A 13,348-nucleotide genomic window follows, 5' to 3' on the forward strand; every position below is an offset into this window, starting at 1 on the left:
GGGTCGGCTGGGTGAGGTGAAGAGGCCTTGTGAGGCGAAGCGCCCGGTGGAGGCGCGGGGGCCCGACGGCGCGACTGGTCCCGGTCCGTCGGGGGCGGCCGGCGAGATGGGCTGGTGCATGCGCTGCGTCGTCTGCTCTCTGTGCGCCGGGCGGGGGCGGTGCCGGGCGGGAGAGGACCGGCCGGGCACCGCGGCGCTGCTCTCGGGCGCTGCGCCACTCAGGTGAACTGACCCACGCTCCACCAGGTCACGCCCGTGATCAGCGGCGCCACCGAATGGCGGCGCGAGTCGCTGGATCACCTGGGCTCCTCGACGTCGTCGTGGCCGACACGGTCCTTGCGGGCACGCACGGGGGGTCGGGTGGTAGCGGGATATCCCGGGGGCGCGTCCCGCCGCGTGGAGCGGCGGCGTCGGCGGTCGGAGGTGCGGCCAGTGACGGACACAGAGGCGGAGGCCGACGCTGAGGCACGAGTGGAAGCCGGTCCGGCGACCGGTTCGGGGGCCACGTCGGAGGCGGGAAAGGGAGCGGGGATGAGTGTGGGCGGGGTGTCGGTCGCGGGATGCCCCGCCTCCACGTCCGCCTCCCTCGTGACCCCCGTGTCCGCCTCCTCGCCCGCGACTGAGGTCGAGGAGGCATCTCGTCCCCGCCCCGCGCGGAGACAGCGGCGAACCGACTCGGGGTCCAGGCCCTCGTTGCAGGCCTGGTGCAGTAGGCGGGCGAACAGGTAGTCGGGGTCGGCGCCCAGGGCCATGGCAAGGGCCTCCCGCGCCTCCAGTTCGTCGCCGCTGGACCAGGCGACCCAGCCGGCGAGGGTCAGCGGAGCCGCCGCGTGTTCGCCGTAGGAACCGACACAGCGCCGGGCCAGAGCACGCCAGAGGCGGAGTGCGGGCGGGGCGTCGGCGCCCTCCATCCAGGCGGCGGCGCGGTCGCGGGTCTCCCGGTCCTGGAGGCCCAGGATCAGGGAGGCCGCCTCGTCGGACGTGAGGAGTCCGTCATCGGCACGGTCCGCGAGGTGAGCGGCGGTCACGGCTGGGACGTCGGTGAAGCGTCGGATGAGTCGGGTGACCAGGCTCAGGGTCTCCTCCGCCACCACGTCCCGGCTTCCGTCCCGGATGATCCGGGGGACCATGGCCGCGCCCGCACGGTCGAGGGCCGCCTCCTGATCCGGCACGGTCGAGATCTCCAACGGCAGCAGCCGGGACCGCAGTTCGCGCAGAGTGCCCCGGACCTGGATACCGGCGTAGGTGGCGGCCGCAGCCAGGACCGACGTGCCCGGCAGGCCCATCGGAACGCCCTCGGCGGGACAGCAGCCGGGGAGCGAGCAGCAGTACGACCAGAAGCGGCCGTCAGCGATGCACAGTGCCTCGATCACCGGCACGTCGAGGTCTCCGCAAGCTACGCGCAGAAGCTGGGCCAACGGCTTCAGCCGCTGCATCACCTGACGGCCCGTCTCGCCGTCGCGGGGCTCCTGGCACAGGTAGGCGACCATCTGCGCTGGACGGACGCCCCGGCGCTCGCTGCCCGTGACGAGTCCCTGGGCCAACTGGCGGGCGACGGCGGGCCAGTCGTCCGGCGCCGCGGGGATGCCCAACCGAGCACGTCCACCGAACCTGCCCCGACCGCCGAGGTCATTGAGAGCGACCAGGACAATGCTGTCCTCCGGGCGGTAGCCGAGGAGGTACGGGAGGGCGTCGGCCAGTTCGGCCGGGGTGCGCAGGGTGACCCGGTGAGCGGTGGGGCCACCGTCGTCGTACGTGGGCCGAGGTGCGTACGGGACGTGTCCTTCGTAGGCGGTCAGCGCCGCCGCGTCGTACGGCGGTCGCTGGGCCCGGCCGACCGGTCCGCCGCGCGGAGCCACGCGTCCTGCCTCATCACCGTCGGCATCACCGCCCTCGCCGCCCTCGCCGCGCTCGCCGATGTTGCCGCTCGCGGCGATGTCGCCGTACTCACCGTTCTCTCCGCAGTCGTTGTTGCCGCTGCTGTTGTCGTTGCTCTCGGATGATTCGGTCGCTTCGTTGTGGTTCGTCATGCCCAGACGATCTCGCGAATCTCCGCATTCCGGTTGACCTGTGGATAAGTCCGGCCAGGTGCATGCCAGAACCGACCCGAGAGGGCCACCGAAGCGTCGGGCGGCGTCGGCTCACTATCGGCGGGCGCGGCTGTCCCGCCCCGTTCACATCGCTCGCCCCGCACGGTGGCGTCCAGGTCGCCCAGCCGTTCGCAGGCCGCGCTGGCCGTTGGGAGGGCCAGGTCCGTGTGCCTGGCCCGCGCGCGACGAGGTCCTACGGCCCTGGCGGGCCCTCGTTCACCCCGCCAGGGCGAGGGTGAGCGGGAGGACCCGGTCGGCTCCGGCGGCGCGCAGGAGGCGGGCGCCGACGGCGAGGGTCCAGCCGGTCTCGGTGTAGTCGTCGACGAGCAGGACGGGCCCCGGGGTGGCGGCCAGGGCTGCGGCGAGCGTCTCGGGCACGGTGAAGGACGCGGCCAGGGCGCGGAGCCGCTGGGCGGAGTTGCTGCGGTGGGCCGCGAACTCCTCCGCTTCCGGGGTGTACGCGAGGCTGCCCAGGAGCGGAAGCCTGCCGACCTTGGCAAGCCCTTCGGCGAGGGAGGCCACCAGGTGGGGGCGGCTGCGCGACGGCAGGGCGACCACGCCAACCGGGCGGGGCGCCGCGTCGGCGGCGCCGGGGGCCCAGCCGCCGGGCGAGCGCGCCCAGTCGGCCACCACGGTGACGACGGCGGCCAGGACGTCGTCCGGGACCGGCCCGTCCTTCGCCTGGGGCGTGAGCAGCGGGCGCAGGCGGTTGCCCCAGCCGATGTCCGACAGCCGACCCAGCGCCCGCCCGCCCGCCGCCTGCCGGTCGGCAGGAATGCGGCCCTTGAGGTCGACGCCGACCGCGGCCATGCCCGAGGGCCACATGCGGCGCGGCTCGATCTCGACACCGGGCCGGTCCAGTTCGCCGGTCGCCTCCGTGAGCGCTCCGGAAGAGACCTCGGGGGCCAGCCAGGGACCGGCGCAGTTGTCGCAGCGTCCGCAGGGCACGGCGCCCTCGTCGTCGAGCTGGCGTTGCAGGAATTCCATCCGGCAGCCGGTGCCCGTGACGTAGTCCCGCATCGCCTGCTGTTCGGCCTCCCGCTGACGGGCGACCCACGCGTACCGTTCCGCGTCGTACGTCCAGGGGCGGCCGGTGGCGGTCCAGCCGCCCTTGACGCGGTGGACGGCGCCGTCCACGTCGAGGACCTTCAGCATCGTCTCCAGGCGGGAGCGGCGGAGGTCGACCAGTGGCTCCAGCGCGGGCAGGGACAGGGGCCGGTCGGCGCGCGCGAGGACGTCGAGGGTGCGCCGCACCTGCTCCTCGGGCGGGAAGCCCACCGAAGCGAAGTAGGCCCAGATCGCCTCGTCCTCACGGCCGGGGAGCAGCAGGACGTCCGCGTGCTCCACACCGCGTCCGGCGCGGCCCACCTGCTGGTAGTAGGCGATCGGGGATGAGGGCGAGCCCAGGTGGACCACGAACCCGAGGTCGGGCTTGTCGAAGCCCATGCCGAGCGCGGAGGTCGCCACCAGGGCCTTCACCCGGTTCGCGAGGAGGTCCTCCTCCGCCTGGAGCCGGTCGGCGTTCTCCGTCTTGCCGGTGTACGACGCCACGGGGTACCCGCGCTGCCGCAGGTAGGCCGCGACCTCCTCGGCCGCCGCCACGGTGAGCGTGTACACGATCCCCGAGCCCGGCAAGTCGTCCAGCCGCTCCCCCAGCCAGGCCAGCCGGTGAGCCGCGTCCGGCAGCCGCAGCACGCCCAGGCGCAGGCTCTCCCGGTTCAGCGGGCCGCGCAGCACCAGGGCGTCACCGCCGCCGGTGCCGAGCTGTTCGGCGACGTCGGCGGTCACGCGCGCGTTGGCCGTAGCCGTCGTGGCCAGGACGGGCACGCCCGCGGGCAGCTCCGCGAGCATCGTGCGCAGCCTGCGGTAGTCGGGGCGGAAGTCGTGGCCCCAGTCGGAGATGCAGTGCGCCTCGTCGACGACCAGGAGCCCTGTCGTCACGGCCAGCTTGGGCAGCACCTGGTCGCGGAAGTCGACCGAGTTGAGGCGTTCCGGGCTGACGAGGAGGACGTCGATCTCTCCGCTCTCGATCTCGGCATGGATCGCGTCCCACTCCTCCGGGTTGGCGGAGTTGATCGTGCGGGCCCGGATACCAGCGCGGGCGGCGGCCTCGACCTGGTTGCGCATGAGGGCGAGCAGGGGCGAGACGATGACCGTGGGACCGGCGCCGCGCCGCCGCAGCAGGACCGTTGCCACAAAGTACACCGCCGACTTGCCCCAGCCGGTGCGCTGGACCACCAGGGCCCGCCGCCGCTCCGCCACCAGGGCGGCCACCGCCTGCCACTGGTCCTCCCGCAGCCGGGCCGTGCCTCCCGGGTCGCCGACCAGTTCGGCGAGGACGGTGTCGGCTTCGGTGCGGAGCTGGAGAAGGTCCATGCACCCATGCAACCCGATGCCACGGACAATGGGCCAATCCACCGGGGGCGTCCGCCGACGGGACGTCCGCTGAAGGCCGGTCCGCCGAGCGCGGGTCCCGTAGCCGCGGGTACGTCCCACACGCGCGTGGGACGCCTGGCAACACGGCCCGGTTCGTACCCCGGCACCCAATCCGGCGACCCACCCCGTACGTGCCACACGCGCGTGGCACGCGTCGCATGCGCGCGGCGAAGACCGCCCGCCGCGCGACGAGGAGAGACGCGACGAGGAGAGAGCGGCACGCGCCCGTAGACGGCGGGCGGCACAGGTCCAGAGCCGGTGGGCGGCATCCCGTCGGAGGCGGTGGCGGAGCCCTCCCGAAGGCGGCGGAGCGGGCCGTCCGGTGGCTCCCCGCGACCGGCTCGTCACCCACTCGGCGGCACCCGTCCCGGTTGCGGGCGGGTCGCGCCCCGTGGAACGTCACCTCCACAGGAGGTGAACACCGGATGTACGGTCGACGCAGGCGTCACGTGGCCCGCACGGGGTACGGATATAAGACACACACCGCCACATACGGGTCGGTGGCCCCAATTGCTCGTTGCCGCATACCGGTTCGGCAGGAAGAATTGAGTTCCGCTCCCCGCACGGCTCGCCCGTGGTCCGGTAGGGCTCTGCTGCGGCGTGCGCTCCCCCTGAATCCGGATCGCCCGCAGTGTGGGCCGTAGCCGAAGGGAGGCTCGTGACCCTCGGATTCGCTCCGTCCTCGGCCGTGTCGTTGTCGGCCGCCACGTCCGCCGCTACCGCCAACCGCTTGCTCGAACCGGCGGAGTGGACCGCCGCGGGCATCCCGCTGCTGCGCAATCCGCGCGAGGTGGTGAGCGGGCTGCACACCCGGCACTCGCCCCGGCCCGGTACCGCCGTCGTGGGGGTGCTCGACCCGGACGAGCGACTGCTGGCCAGCGCGTCGTTCACCCGGCGCCAGCCCCAGGCGCAGGCCGACGGCTGGCTGCTGCGGAACGCCCTACTGGCCCAGTTGCGCCGGGTGATCCCGCACGACCTGCGGCGGCGTACGCCGGTCCGCACCGCCGTGCTGCTCTACTGCCGCGACGGCGACGGGCGCTGGACGGAGGAGGACGGCGCCTGGATGTGGGGGCTGCGGGACGCCTGCACCCTGCACGGGCTGCGCTGCGGGGCGTACATCACGCTGACCCGGGACGGCTGGCAGGTGCTCGGTGAGGGGCGCGGCGGCCGTCGGCCCCACGCGGACTCCGCCCCGGAGCCGTTCGCCCTGTCCGAGGCGCCGCCGCCGTTGCCACGGACCGGCGGAGTCGCCTCGGAGGTCCTGCGGCGGGCCGCGGCCCGCTGAGACGGGTGCCGTTTCCGCCGACGCCACGTACGACGGCTCGGCGGAAACGATTCGGCAGGCGCGTGGACCAGGTGCCGTACACCTGGACGAGACAGAACTAAGGGCCACACGCCCGCAGAAGTATCGCCCAGACGCCCGGGTGCGTGCGGCGGCGTCCCCGGGAACACCCGCGCAGGGCATACGGAAGCCCGTACGCGGAGGTACCGCAGCCTCGCGACGGCGGCACCTCCCCGCGCTCCCGTGTCATTACGCGCACGCCGCTCTCACGTACGCACGCGCCCGAAGGGCGGGAGGGTGTCAGACTCCCGTGCCGAGCACCGAGGTGATCGTCTGCGGGTCGCCGCAGACGATCAGCAGGGCACCGGCCCGGCCGAGGGCCTGGGGCAGCGCGGTGGCCGCAGCGGCTACGGAACCACCATTGACGGCGACGACGACCACGGGCCGGACAGACGCGCGGGCCGCCGCGCCGGCGTCGGCGTAGAACACGTCGTCCCCCGCGTCGTGCTGCGCCCAGTACGACGCCTCACCGAAGGACAGTTCGTGGGTGGCCCATGGGTGCTGCTCGCCGACGGTGAGCAGCAGAATGTCGCCGGGGGCGCGGCCGGAGTCGAGGAGCAGGTCCACGGCCTCCTCGGCGGCGTCCAGGGCGCCCTCTGCCGAGGCGGGGATCAGCTGGATCTGCGGGGTCGCCGCGGCGGACGCCGGGGCGGGGGCGGCCGGGGCCGCGGGACCGGGCTTCACGGCCACGTCGCGCGGGGTGCGCTGCACGGGCGGTGTGGGCCGGAGAGGGCCGGGCCGACCGGGACGCGACGGAGCCGCGGGCCGGGGACCGGGAACAGGACGAGGGGTCGGCGCGGTGCGGCCGCTGGCCGGAGTGGCGCGGGGACCCTGGGCACTCTCGTGAATCTGAGGCTCCTCGGGAAGGAGAGGCATGGGCTGTTGTCTATCAAACGGTGGTGCGGCTCGCGTCAGCGGGTGGCACCCATCGCTGGGCGTCGCGCTGACGGACCGGACGGAGCGAGTGAACCGAGCAGGCCGATCAGCGCGACCGAACCGATCGATCAGTGCGGACAGACCCGACCGGCGTGGACGGGCCGCCCGTGCGAACGGAATCGTCAGAAGTCGAAGCCGAGCTGACCCTCGATCTCCGGGACGCGTCCGTCCCCCCAGGTGCGGGCCTTCTTGAGGTGCCGCCACTGGGGCAGCGCATCAAGATACGCCCACGACAACCGGTGGTACGGGGTGGGGCCCCGCTCCTCCAGCGCGGCCTTGTGCACGGGTGACGGATACCCGGCGTTGGCCGCAAAACCGAAGTCTGCATGGTCGACACCCAGTTCGGCCATCATTTTGTCGCGCCGAACCTTGGCGATCACCGAGGCCGCCGCGACCGCCACGCACGACTGGTCGCCCTTGATCACGGTCCGTACCCGCCAGGGGTCGCCGAGATAGTCGTGCTTCCCGTCGAGGATGACCGCGTCGGGCCGGACCGGGAGGGCGTCCAGAGCACGGACCGCCGCGAGCCGCAGTGCTGCCGTCATCCCCAGGGCGTCGATCTCCTCGTGGGAGGCGTGCCCGAGGGCGTACGACGTGACCCACTTCTCCAGTTCCACGACAAGCTCGTTGCGGCGCTTGACGCTGAGGAGTTTGGAGTCGGTGAGGCCGGGGGGCGGTCGGCGCAGTCCGGTGACCGCCGCGCAGACGGTGACGGGTCCGGCCCAGGCTCCGCGGCCCACCTCGTCGACACCGGCGATGACCTTGGCTCCGGTCGTGGCGCGAAGTGAGCGCTCGACGGTGTGAGTCGGTGGTTCGTACGGCATGGCGTGCACAGCCTACGCCGTCGCCAGGGCAGAGCGACACCCCGGGCTGCACCGGTTCCGCACACCTCGCGCACCGCCTCGTCACCGCCGGCCCACCGCGGTGGGTTCAGGGGGTGAATCCCCGAGCCGCCAGGGCGTTGCGGAGGGCGTTGAGGGCGTTGTGCGTCCGGGACTTGACCGTGCCCTGGGGAATGCCCAGCGCCTCGGCCGTCTGCTCGACGGAGTGGTCGAGGAACTGGACGTGCAGGAGGACCTCGCGGTGCTGGACCGTCAGATCGCCGAGAGCCTCGCGGACGACTTTCCTGTTCAGTACGCGGTCCATGTGCTCGGGGCCGGGCAGCTCGCTCAGTTCGGTGTCGACGGTCTCCGGTGGACGGGCCTGGCGGGCGCGGTGGTTGTCGATCACCAGGTTGCGGATCACGGTGACGAGCCAGGGGCGCACCCCCTCGGCGTCCGGGTCGAGGATGTCGGCGTGACGCCAGGCGCGCAGCACGGCTTCCTGGACGAGGTCCTGGGCGCGGTGGCTGTCCCCCGACAGCATCCCGGTGGTGATTCTCAGCAGCACGACGCCGTGCTTGTCGTAGATGGCGCGGACGAAGGCCTCGTCCTGCTCCCTGTCCCGCGTCCGGGCGGTGCGGCCGCCGGTGTCGGCAGCACCGGTGACGCCGGTCTCGCGAGCATGCTCGTCCCCTGTGTTCGTCATGCCTGTCCTACCCCCGTACAGAGCGCCACGTGCCGAGGGCACGGGCTGTCGACTCACGATCGGAACCACCCTCGAAGAGACCGCTTGCCGGACGCTTAGCTGGGGCTTTCCTGCGCGGACAGCGCCAGGAAAGGAGAGCGCGGAAGGACAGGCCGACGCGGACAGGTGACGGCTCTGACGTGTACGGATGCGGGCGTGTGGGCGGCGGGGTGCCCTCCGCCGTGAGCCCTGTGCTGTGCGTGCCGCGCGTGGTCGGGGTCAGCCGGACGCGTGCGACGTGGGGATGGTCAGCAACTGCTGTCCGTCGGTGGTGCGGATCTCGTAGCCGGTGATCTCGTCCGGCGACATGCCGACTCCGCCTACGGCCAGGAGGCGTTCCTTGCGGGAGCCGGGCAGGCCGTACCCGCCGTCGGGGACCTGCCAGGTCACCGCGGTCTCACGGTCGCCGTTGCGGGACACGGCCACCAGGGCACAGCGCTGGGGGCCGTCGACGCCGCTGAGTTCCAGCACAAGTTCGGTGCCCCAGCCGGTGGCACGGGGTTCGACGGCGCCGGCGAGTCCGGCCGCGCTCTGGGCCCGGACGACGGTGGGTCCGGTCGGACGGGCCGAGGCCGCCGTGGTGGTGCCGGACGGCCCGTCGTCGGGCAGCAGGGCGCCGCCGCCGAAGCCGAGCACAAGGCCCGCTACGGCTGCCGCCAGGGCCCAGCTCGCCCGTCCGCCCCGACGGGGCGGGGACATCTGGACCGACGGGACGGATACCGCGGACCGTGGCCCCGGCAGTGGCGGCGCCCCCGTCACGGCCGTGACGGTGTCAGCTTCGGCAATAGCGGCGTCGTCCGTCGCGGTGACGGCCTCTGGCGTGGCAGGGATGCCCTCCGCGACGGTGACGGTCTGATCCGCAGGAGGAAGTGCCGGGGGTTCGGGCGCGGCTTCGGCGAGGACGGCGCGTACGGCGGCCTCCCGTGCCGCGGGGAGGCGGTCCTCCCAGTCCCCGGTCACCTCCCGTGCGGGGACTTGCTCGACCATGGTGAGGAAGCCCCGCAGGTCTTCCAGCGCCGCGGCGCACTCGGAGCACTCCCGCAGGTGGCGGTCCACGCGGTCCGTCTCCTGCGGGGTGAGGGCGGCCAGGGCGTAGACGGTCAGTTCTTCTCTGTCCTGCTCGCATGTCACGGTGCGGTCTCCTGAAGTGATGCCGATGTTCCGGTACTGCTCGACTGAGCGGACGGCTGGGGGCGCGAACTCTCGGTGAGGCACGAACTGCCGGTGTACGAGGCCCTGTGGTGGGCCCGCGCCCATGGCTCAGTCGGCGGTGCCGAGGCCCGGTTCCGGGGCGATGGTGTGGTTGTTGACCCGGAAGAGGTTGCGGGGGTCGTACCGGCGCTTCAGATCACTCAGCCGGTCCAGTTCGGCAGCGGTGAACAGGTCAGCGGCGACGTCGTCACGGCCCGTGAAGTTCTGGTACTTGCCGCCGGTGGTCCACTGCTCCAGGTCCGTGAGCAGGCCGCGCAGATCGCCCTCGCCCGCCTCGACCACCTCCGGCGGGCCCACAGTCGCACCCCAGACGATGAACTCGGCAGCCCTGGTGAGGGCGGGCGTAGCTTCGGACGCCCGCCGTCCGGTCAGGGCACCCCCGAGGTGGCGGATCTCCAGCACGCTGACCGGACTGCCCGACTCGGGGCCGACCCGGTCGAGGACGCGGACGATGGCCTCGCGGGGCAGCGCGGTGAGCAGGGCGCTCCGCTCCTCGTACGGCGCGGCCTCGGTCGGGTCGGCGTGCACGCCGGGGTACGCGCTGAAGGGGTGACGGCCGACGGTGTCCACAAGGGGGGTGCCGAGGGCGCGGAACGGGGCGATGAGCTTCTCGGCCGACTCGTCGGTGCCCGTGTGGGCGATCCGGACGTGAGCGAGGAAGCGTCCGCGGAACACCTCGGGGATCTCGGGCAGCGGTGGCAGGTTGAGCAGCGCCACAGAGCAGGTGAACTCGTCGGGGACGTCCCTCGCCACCTCGGTGTAGGCGTCCAGGACCGCCGCGACGTCCTCGGCGGGGTAGTACAGGGCGCCGCCGTAGAACGAGGTGACGGGAAAGAGCCGGAACTCCAGCTCGGTCACGACGCCGAAGTTGCTGCGGCCGCCGCGCAGGCCCGCGAACAGTTCGGGTTCCGCGTCGGCGGAGACCCGGCGCAGGACCCCGTCCGGGGTGACCAGCTCGACGGAGAGCAGATGGTCGGCGGCCCAGCCGTGGGACCGGCCCAGCACGGGACTCAGGCCACCGCCCAGGGTGTAGCCGACGACGCCGACGTGCGGGGCGGAGCCGTTGAGCGGGGCGAGGCCGACCTGCTGGGCGGGCGCCAAGACGTCCGACCACCGTGCACCGGCGCCCACGCGGGCGACCGCGCGCCCGGCGTCGATCTCGACCGACCGCAGGGAGCCGGTGGTGATGAGTAGGAAGTCCTCCTGCCGGGGGAAGGGCTGGTGTCCCGTGGAGACGACGCCGACCGGTATGTCACGCGCCGCCGCGAACTCGACCGCGAGCCGCACGTCGGAGGCGTCGGCCGCCGCGACGACGGCGAGGGGCGCGTGCGCGGAGCGCAGGTTGAAGCCGACGACTCCCCGCGCGTACCCCGGATCGCCTGGGGTGTACACGGAGCCGGTGACCGCGCGCGCGAGGTCGGCCAGTCCGGCGCGATGGTCGAGGTCGGCCGCCGGGAGGCGGGGCGCGCTGTGCTGCTCGGTCATGGAAGGGGTCCTCTCCGGACGATGGGCCGCCGAGCCCGGCGGCGCGCGACGGCCCACCGGTCGGGAGCGATCCGGGGCACCGCAGACATTCGGCGGCTGCGACGAAGTGCCGTCGGCTGCTGCTACGGCGCGCGTTCCGGACAGGTTCACGGGCGCGGAGGACGGCGCGTCTCGATCCGAGGCGGTGCTCCGAGTGGCGAAGAGCGTGCGCGAGGCTGCCAGCCGGGGCCCCGCCGGACACGGCAGAGGCCGACAGGACCGCTCGGGCAGCCAACACCCCCACCTGAGCGGACAGGAGGACAACAGCGAGCATCACGGCACCGCCACCGGAAGGGCCACCAAAGCCGGTATCCGCACCGGTACCCGCGTCAGCCCAAGCACCCGGCATCCACCCGAAGCACCCCACCAGGAGCCCCGTCCAGACCAGAAGAGCCCTCCGGCACCCCCGATCCCCCAAGACGGTCGCCCACCTACCGCAGCTCATCTCCACCCCCGAAGCCCTCACCACGACCGGCAGCCCCGGCCACCTTCTGCCACCCCCTGCGCACTCACACCTCGTACATCAGAGGAGCACAGCGGATGACAGAAGAACGCCCGGCCAGTCACGGAGAGTTCCCATCGGGCACGGAGAGTTTCAGCGAGCTTGTCAGGCCGTACGGCCGAGCCACTCCGGCAGTGCTTCGACCTGCTCCGTCCACGCGGCGGGCGGTGCTCCGGCCGGACCGCCGGAGGCGATCACGCCTCCCACGATCGCGCAGGTGGTGTCGACGTCGCCGCCGACCTGCGCGGTGGTCCAGAACGCCTGCTCGTAGTCGCCCAGGGAGCGGGCGGCTGACCAGAGGGCGAAGGGGACGGTGTCGTGGGCGGTCGTACGACGGCCGCAGCCGAGCACCGCGGCGACGGTGGCGGCGTCGCCGTAGTCGAGCATGTCGCGAGCCCTGCGGAGTCCGGCCGCGACGGCGCTGCGGGGGACGAGGGCGATCACCCCGTCGAGGAGCGCCTCGGGTCCGGGCGGCCCGCCGGGTGAGCCGGCGAGGGCGGCGGCCGCGGCGACGGCCATGGCTCCGACCACGGCCTCCCGGTGCTGGTGCGTGGGGTAGGCGGAGATCTCCGCCTGGTGGACGGCCCGCTCGGGGTCGTCGGCGTACCAGGCGCCGAGCGGGGCGATCCGCATCGCGGCGCCGTTGCCCCAGGAGCCGCGGCCGTCGAAGAGTCCCGCGGCCAGCTCGCGCCAGTCCCCACCCTCGCGGACCAGCCGGAGCAGCCGGTTCACGGCGGGGCCGTAGCCGCGGTCGAAGTCGTGGTGGTGGGCGAAGGAATGGGCGAGGGCGTCCTGGTCGACGCGGTGGTGGGCGGCGAGCACGGCGACGACGGAGCACGCCATCTCGGTGTCGTCCGTCCACTGCCAGGGGCCGGGCGGCAGCTCGCGGCGCTTGAGGCGGGGGTAGTGCGTCGGCACGAAGAACTGTGAGCCGAGCGCGTCACCCACGGCGAGGCCGCGCAGGGCGGTCAGGGCGCGTTCCAGGCGCGCTTCGGAATCGGCGGAGAGGTCAGTGGTCATAGGTGCCGGCCAGCCTATCCGGTGACCCCGTACGGCTCCGGGTCACGCCAGCGCGCGAAGGGGATGTCGAGGGTGTAGCGGTCGTCCTCCCCGAGAACGAGCATGCGCCGCTCCGCGTTCCCGGGATTGGCCAGCGACTCGAACTCGGCGACGGTCCAGTGGAACCAGCGCATGCAGAACAGGCGCATGGCGAGTCCGTGGGTCACGATCAGGACGTTCGGCGGGTGGTCGGGGTCCTCGAAGCTGCGGAACAGGCTCTCCAGGAAGCCGCCGACGCGGTCGTAGACGTCCGCTCCGCTCTCCCCCTGGGCGAAGCGGTAGAAGAAGTGGCCGTAGGCGTCGCGGTAGGCCTTCTGGAGGCGCACGTCGTCGCGGTCCTGCCAGTTCCCCCAGTCCTGCTCCCGCAGCCGGGGTTCCTCCCGGACGCGTATGAGGTCGGGGTCTAGGTGAAAGGCGCGGAGGGTCTCGTGGGTACGCCGGTAGGGCGAGACGTAGACGCTGACCTGCTCGTCGCCGAACAGCGCGCGCAGCCCCTCCCCCGTCTCCTCCGCCTGCCGTCTGCCCAGGTCGGTCAGGGCCAGTGCGTGGTCCGGTTCACGCTCGTACACGGTGTCATCAACATTGCCCGTTGACTCCCCGTGCCGGACAAGGACGATGCGCCGTGGTCGTGCCATGCCAAGACACTAGATCGGGCGGCGCCCGAACGAGCACTCGTACGCG

Annotated in this window: 10 protein-coding genes; 1 reads left to right on the forward strand and 9 read right to left on the reverse strand. The window is 73.0% G+C overall.

Annotation, left to right across the window (positions count from 1 at the left end; all coding sequences use genetic code 11):
- Window positions 1-296: 296 nt before the first annotated feature.
- The gene (locus ACIQPQ_RS25540; RefSeq protein ID WP_401307677.1) at window positions 297-2,030 is read right to left on the reverse strand and encodes a DUF4192 domain-containing protein; all 1,734 of its coding nucleotides are present in this window, start codon (window positions 2,028-2,030) and stop codon (window positions 297-299) included.
- Window positions 2,031-2,306: 276 nt separating this feature from the next.
- Complete coding sequence (locus tag ACIQPQ_RS25545; protein WP_401307680.1) at window positions 2,307-4,466, reverse strand: RecQ family ATP-dependent DNA helicase; 2,160 nt, start codon at window positions 4,464-4,466, stop codon at window positions 2,307-2,309.
- 718 nt (window positions 4,467-5,184) lie between these two features.
- On the opposite strand from ACIQPQ_RS25545, the gene ACIQPQ_RS25550 reads away from it, so the two are divergent.
- On the forward strand, window positions 5,185-5,811 hold the full coding sequence (locus tag ACIQPQ_RS25550) for a hypothetical protein (RefSeq protein ID WP_401307683.1): 627 nt from the start codon (window positions 5,185-5,187) through the stop codon (window positions 5,809-5,811).
- Window positions 5,812-6,108: 297 nt separating this feature from the next.
- Here the strand turns inward: ACIQPQ_RS25550 and ACIQPQ_RS25555 are convergent, their stop codons facing one another.
- From ACIQPQ_RS25555 to ACIQPQ_RS25585, 7 genes are all read right to left on the reverse strand, one after another.
- A complete protein-coding gene (locus ACIQPQ_RS25555; protein ID WP_401307686.1) occupies window positions 6,109-6,744 on the reverse strand; it encodes a hypothetical protein in 636 nt (211 codons plus the stop codon).
- 182 nt (window positions 6,745-6,926) lie between these two features.
- Window positions 6,927-7,628 carry a ribonuclease HII gene (locus ACIQPQ_RS25560; protein ID WP_401307689.1) on the reverse strand — a complete coding sequence of 234 codons (702 nt, stop codon included), beginning with the start codon at window positions 7,626-7,628 and terminating at the stop codon, window positions 6,927-6,929.
- Between the two features lie 106 nt (window positions 7,629-7,734).
- Window positions 7,735-8,331 (reverse strand): sigma-70 family RNA polymerase sigma factor, encoded by a 597-nt coding sequence (locus ACIQPQ_RS25565; protein WP_401307692.1) that lies wholly within the window; start codon window positions 8,329-8,331, stop codon window positions 7,735-7,737.
- Window positions 8,332-8,589: 258 nt separating this feature from the next.
- Complete coding sequence (locus tag ACIQPQ_RS25570) at window positions 8,590-9,501, reverse strand: anti-sigma factor family protein (protein WP_401307695.1); 912 nt, start codon at window positions 9,499-9,501, stop codon at window positions 8,590-8,592.
- A 129-nt stretch (window positions 9,502-9,630) separates the two neighbouring features.
- Complete coding sequence (locus ACIQPQ_RS25575; protein WP_401307698.1) at window positions 9,631-11,067, reverse strand: FAD-binding oxidoreductase; 1,437 nt, start codon at window positions 11,065-11,067, stop codon at window positions 9,631-9,633.
- Between the two features lie 646 nt (window positions 11,068-11,713).
- Window positions 11,714-12,628 (reverse strand): ADP-ribosylglycohydrolase family protein, encoded by a 915-nt coding sequence (locus ACIQPQ_RS25580; RefSeq protein ID WP_401307701.1) that lies wholly within the window; start codon window positions 12,626-12,628, stop codon window positions 11,714-11,716.
- Between the two features lie 14 nt (window positions 12,629-12,642).
- A complete protein-coding gene (locus ACIQPQ_RS25585) occupies window positions 12,643-13,302 on the reverse strand; it encodes a histidine phosphatase family protein (protein WP_383771730.1) in 660 nt (219 codons plus the stop codon).
- Window positions 13,303-13,348: the final 46 nt, after the last annotated feature.

This window comes from Streptomyces sp. NPDC091281, assembly GCF_044757425.1.
In the GTDB taxonomy this organism is placed as follows: Bacteria; Actinomycetota; Actinomycetes; order Streptomycetales; family Streptomycetaceae; genus Streptomyces.

Bases quoted from the DNA above. Each gene is read 5' to 3' on its own strand.
- ACIQPQ_RS25580 (WP_401307701.1), bottom strand. From the start codon at position 12,628: ATGACCACTGACCTCTCCGCCGATTCCGAAGCGCGCCTGGAACGCGCC.
- ACIQPQ_RS25565 (WP_401307692.1), bottom strand. From the start codon at position 8,331: ATGACGAACACAGGGGACGAGCATGCTCGCGAGACCGGCGTCACCGGT.
- ACIQPQ_RS25575 (WP_401307698.1), bottom strand. From the start codon at position 11,067: ATGACCGAGCAGCACAGCGCGCCCCGCCTCCCGGCGGCCGACCTCGAC.
- ACIQPQ_RS25555 (WP_401307686.1), bottom strand. From the start codon at position 6,744: ATGCCTCTCCTTCCCGAGGAGCCTCAGATTCACGAGAGTGCCCAGGGT.
- ACIQPQ_RS25540 (WP_401307677.1), bottom strand. From the start codon at position 2,030: ATGACGAACCACAACGAAGCGACCGAATCATCCGAGAGCAACGACAAC.
- ACIQPQ_RS25545 (WP_401307680.1), bottom strand. From the start codon at position 4,466: ATGGACCTTCTCCAGCTCCGCACCGAAGCCGACACCGTCCTCGCCGAA.
- ACIQPQ_RS25560 (WP_401307689.1), bottom strand. From the start codon at position 7,628: ATGCCGTACGAACCACCGACTCACACCGTCGAGCGCTCACTTCGCGCC.
- ACIQPQ_RS25585 (WP_383771730.1), bottom strand. From the start codon at position 13,302: ATGGCACGACCACGGCGCATCGTCCTTGTCCGGCACGGGGAGTCAACG.